This is a genomic window from Aequitasia blattaphilus (assembly GCF_024721305.1).
Classification (GTDB): Bacteria; Bacillota; Clostridia; order Lachnospirales; family Lachnospiraceae; genus Aequitasia; species Aequitasia blattaphila.
In genome coordinates, this window is sequence record NZ_JAMXOD010000045.1 from 1 (window position 1) to 4,632 (window position 4,632).

Here is a 4,632-nt window from a genome sequence, read left to right on the forward strand (position 1 = left end):
GTCCGGAAGATGAAACACCTCAATGGAAAAAGGCAGCATCCAAAAGAAAAGATCCGGAAGAAAAGAAAAACGAACGAAAACGTTCTCTTGAATTAGCGTATGAAGCACTCAAAATTGATGGTGATGTGACAGTAATTGCTCTGGAAGAATACTTCACTTTATCAAAAAATGCAGTCAAAAACCGAGTAAAAGAACACGAAGGATTCGAGATAAGAAACGGAAATGTTTACAAAAAATAGGTGTCAGTTTAGGGTGTCAGTGTCAGTTTTTCTGTTTTTTGACTGACAGGTGTCAGTGTCAGTTCTCATGTTTTTTTGACTGACTGACAGGTAAAGAGGGGTGTCAGTTTAGGGTGTCAGTCAATATATATACTACGTATATATATTTGGTGACACTGACACGTAGGTCATTGCGGGGTAAGTAGTCGTGCGACAGCTTACGCACGACGCCTACTAACCCGCTGACAATGACTAAAGAAAAAAATGATACGTCAATTTAACGATTTAAAGGAGTAAAGTGAATGGAGCAGATTGAATTTTTTATGACAATGATCCCACCAACAATTACACATCAGGAAAAACAGGTAGCTGTTAAAAATGGAAAGCCAGTTTTTTATGAACCTGAAAAATTAAAAACAGCCAGGATAAAACTTCAGGCGCATTTGTCCAAGTATGTTCCGGAGGGGAAAATAGACCATGGTGTGGAGTTGGTGACAAAGTGGTGTTTTCCAAAAGGGAAACATACAAATGGATCCTACCGGATTACAAAGCCGGATACGGATAACCTGCAAAAGCTCCTGAAGGATTGTATGACAGAAGTAGGATTTTGGAAAGATGATGCATTGGTTGCCAGAGAGATTACAGAAAAGTTCTGGGCAGAGGTACCGGGGATCTATATCCGGATCAATAAGTTAGGGGACTGATATGATTTTAAATATAACAGCAGCACAAAGTTTCTTCACGGAGTATTATGCTCTGTTCAAGCAATATGCCGGACGTACATTAACTCAGATTGAGTGGGATGCGCTGGTGGAAGAAACAAAAGTCATAGACAAGAAGTACGGCTCAGAGTATTGCAGGGAATTATTGCTATCTTTGGTGAATGAACTGGAAAGAACCGACAAACATATAAAAAATAGTGGAGGAGAAAAGAAATGAGCTTAATTATTGCAACAAAGAATAGACGATTTACTTTAAAGGCAGATGAAAATATATGCGAGGAGTTATTTGATAAATATATACTACAGTTGATTTGCGGTGATGAGGAAGAAGCGGGTCTAGAAACTAAAGTTTGCGAGGATGTAAATAACCAGGTACTTAAGGTAATGAGTGACGAATATCCAGAACAGATGCCGGCTGTGAATCATTATCCAACATCTAAGTATGGCGGATTCCTGCACATCCAGTGCAAGCATTGTGGAGCTGCCAAAACATACTGTGCTAAAACACCGACAGATACTTTTATCTGTGGCTGTGGAGAGTATACAGAGATTACGGATGTAAAAACCCTCTATGCAAACTGTGAATGTGGAAAACAGGCAAAGTACCGAACCAATACGACAGAGATCATGTTTGATATTCCTTGTGTGGAATGTGGAGCACCGGTACCGATCGCTTATAACGAGAAGAAGGGTATTTATGAGACGGTAAGAGGATAAAAGGAGAAAGTGTGATGGGAATTAAAAATACATTAACGGACTTGAATAACCATTTATTTGAGCAGATGGAGCGGTTGAATGACGACTCACTGACTGGTGAAGAGTTGGAAAGAGAGATAATGCGTGGAGATGCAATGCAGAAAATTGCAAAAACTGTGATAGACAATGGCTCCCTGGCATTACAAGCTAAAAAGCACCTGGATGAATATGGGCAGGGCGACAGAGTTGAATTGCCAATGCTTGGTACGACTGATAAGTGAATACGAGAAGAGAACAAAGCTCTTAGAGAAAGGGTGAAGAAACTTGAGCAATGGTAAGCAGCATAAATATACCCAGGAAGAAAAAGACTATTTGGCTGAGATTGTCCCAGGGAGAAGTCGTGATGAGATTACAGAGATGTTTAATGCTAAATTTGGCACGAATATTAATATAAAGGCATTATCCTCTGCATATAAGAGATTTGGACTTTCTACTGGCAGGACAGGATATTTCGTGAAAGGACAAGCAGCACACAACAAAGGTAAGAAGATGTCTCCAGCTACTTACGAGAGATGTAAGGGAACAATGTTTAAGAAGGGTAATGTGCCTAAGAATCACAAAAGAGTCGGCAGTGAAAGAGTATCAAGAGACGGATATTATGAAATTAAAGTCGCAGAACCGAATAAGTGGAGAGCCAAGCATTTAATAGAGTGGGAAAGCCATAATGGGATGATACCAAAAGGGAAAGTTATTATTTTTCTTGACGGTGATCCGACGAATTATGAGATTGACAATCTGGCCATGATAGACAGGGCAACTCATGTAAGGTTAAATCAAAGTAATCTCAGGTCAACGGATAAGGAGCTTACGAAGACGGGTGTTGCAGTGGCACAGCTAATTACGACAATGGGTAAGGCAAAGAGAAGGAAATAATGTACTTTGACAATTGAATATTGATAGTTGGTCATGATATAATGAGAAAAAATAAAAGAGAGGTATTACTATGAAAAATTCATGGATGGTACGAGCTAACCCTAGTAATTCAAATCTACTTGGTATCGTGTTTCTTGATCCAAAGAAAGTAGAATGGAGTTTTGAAAATGGAGGAAAGGATGTAAAAGAGGGAGATACAGTTTATTTTTATTTGACTGGAGGAAGCAAGGATAATAAAGATATTCCATTTCCATACAAGATATACAAGCGCTTTTGGTTTAAGGGTAGAGTTGTTCAAAAGGTATCAAAATTTTCAGGAAAAGACTTTGATATTTGGACAGAAGAACATAGAAAAACTCAAGAAAATCATACAAACATTGTCATAATAGAAGTAGAGACAGAGATGCCACTTTTTCAATACAATATTACAAGTGGAGACTTGAAAAACTCACAAAAATATCCTGGAAACAAAGATGTATGTTTATTGGAACCAGAGGATGTAAAAATGATTGAAAGAAAAATTAATGAAAATAAGTAATAGAAAAATCAACCAACTATCAATATCAGGTAGTTGGTTTTTTATTGCCCAAAACCTGTTAAGAATTGTTAAGGCTCAGAACAAATAATTGGAGTATGTCGGAAGAATTTGGCAAAACGAGAATTAGGAGGAAGAATATGCAGACGAAGTGCGATATATGCAATGTTTCACGATGTATATGTTGGAAATGCTTAAAAAACGACAAATGCCGGTATGCAAAGAAAGAAGATTGTAATATTACGGTTGAATGTCCAAGGCATGAAAGCCTGTTGACGAAAATGGAAGAGTCCGGATTATTTGAGAAAATTGGAAAATGCTTGGATAATAACTAAACCCCAAAACTACTACGAGAATTTAAGGAGGAAAATAAGTGTTAGAGCTGAATAGATTGTACAACATGGATTGCATGACCGGAATGCGAAAGTTTCCAGATAACTATTTTGACCTGGCCATTACGGATCCACCGTACTTTAATGGACCGAACAGAAGGAAGTATTATGGACGAAGCGAAAGTACGACAAACATCAAGCGTGTCAAATATGGGGTGATTGATAAGTGGGACGTCCCGGGCCAAGAATATTTCGATGAATTACAAAGAGTATCAAAACATCAAATCATCTGGGGAATAAACTATTATGATGTTGTTCTTGGTCCCGGTCGTATCATCTGGGACAAAGTAAATGGATCTAGTTCGTTTTCTGATTGTGAAATCGCTTATTGTAGTAAACACGATAGCGTGCGGATGTTTAGATACATGTGGAACGGAATGATGCAAGGCAAGAGCATCGAAGAGGGACATATCCAACAAGGTAACAAAAGGTTAAATGAGAAAAGGATACACCCAACTCAAAAGCCAGTGAATTTATATCGCTGGATCCTAAATACTTACGGAAAACCAGGAGACAGAATTTTGGATACTCACGTTGGCTCCGCAAGCAGCCTTATAGCTTGTGACGAGTTAGGATATCTATTTGTTGGATTTGAATTAGATAAAGAACAATTTGAGAAGTCGAACAACCGATTACTGGAAGCTCAGGCGCAGATGCGAATAATAGAATTACAAGCGGGGATGAGAGAATCGAACTCCCGCCAATAAAAGAGGTTCTCTACTTAGATGGGAGAGAGACGGGTAGTAGATTTTGGTTCTTCGTAATTAGTCGCAGTTGTTTGAATGGTTTCTAATCTCTCGTTCATGGCAACCTCTCTTTCTTCACATAAAGTGCAGATGCTAATTAATAAAGCTATGAAAGTTTGTACTACTACAAATCTCCGTCTCCAGGTTTTCACCCATCTAAGTAGAGAACAAGGATATTATAGCATAATTGAATATTACGAACAACAGAAAGGATGATGATAAATGGCATTATCGAAACAAAAGTATGACGCAGAATATTTTAAGATAGAGTTTGAGAGGCTTGTGAAGCTGGCTCATGAGCATGGAGTATTGATAAACCACAAAGAGCATATCACCATCTTTGATGGCAGTAACACCGAGGTAGTGGATGTCTATGCAAAGAATTGATGT

9 protein-coding genes and 1 pseudogene are annotated in these 4,632 nt (G+C 38.4%); all 10 read left to right on the forward strand.

The genetic code is table 11. The features are described from left to right. Nucleotides 1-239: pseudogene (locus NHH15_RS15190) on the forward strand (AAA family ATPase); the annotation flags it as partial. A 281-nt stretch (nt 240-520) separates the two neighbouring features. Continuing rightward, the gene (locus NHH15_RS15195) at nt 521-922 is read left to right on the forward strand and encodes a RusA family crossover junction endodeoxyribonuclease (RefSeq protein WP_262067497.1); all 402 of its coding nucleotides are present in this window, start codon (nt 521-523) and stop codon (nt 920-922) included. A 1-nt stretch (nt 923) separates the two neighbouring features. Then, entirely contained in the window at nt 924-1,157 is a 234-nt protein-coding gene (locus tag NHH15_RS15200; RefSeq protein ID WP_262067498.1) for a hypothetical protein, read from the forward strand. After that, a complete protein-coding gene (locus tag NHH15_RS15205) occupies nt 1,154-1,657 on the forward strand; it encodes a hypothetical protein (protein WP_262067499.1) in 504 nt (167 codons plus the stop codon). The genes NHH15_RS15200 and NHH15_RS15205 overlap by 4 nt, the downstream gene beginning before the upstream one ends. 14 nt (nt 1,658-1,671) lie before the next feature. Then, the gene (locus NHH15_RS15210; protein WP_276009167.1) at nt 1,672-1,917 is read left to right on the forward strand and encodes a hypothetical protein; all 246 of its coding nucleotides are present in this window, start codon (nt 1,672-1,674) and stop codon (nt 1,915-1,917) included. A gap of 43 nt (nt 1,918-1,960) precedes the next feature. Next, nucleotides 1,961-2,569: an HNH endonuclease signature motif containing protein gene (locus tag NHH15_RS15215; protein ID WP_262067500.1), complete on the forward strand. Its 609-nt coding sequence runs from the start codon at nt 1,961-1,963 to the stop codon at nt 2,567-2,569. A 70-nt stretch (nt 2,570-2,639) separates the two neighbouring features. Further along, nucleotides 2,640-3,107 (forward strand): hypothetical protein, encoded by a 468-nt coding sequence (locus NHH15_RS15220; RefSeq protein WP_262067501.1) that lies wholly within the window; start codon nt 2,640-2,642, stop codon nt 3,105-3,107. Between the two features lie 137 nt (nt 3,108-3,244). After that, entirely contained in the window at nt 3,245-3,439 is a 195-nt protein-coding gene (locus NHH15_RS15225; RefSeq protein WP_262067502.1) for a hypothetical protein, read from the forward strand. A gap of 83 nt (nt 3,440-3,522) precedes the next feature. Continuing rightward, nucleotides 3,523-4,203 (forward strand): DNA methyltransferase, encoded by a 681-nt coding sequence (locus NHH15_RS15230; protein ID WP_262067503.1) that lies wholly within the window; start codon nt 3,523-3,525, stop codon nt 4,201-4,203. Between the two features lie 261 nt (nt 4,204-4,464). Then, on the forward strand, nt 4,465-4,629 hold the full coding sequence (locus NHH15_RS15235; protein WP_262067504.1) for a hypothetical protein: 165 nt from the start codon (nt 4,465-4,467) through the stop codon (nt 4,627-4,629). Nucleotides 4,630-4,632: the final 3 nt, after the last annotated feature.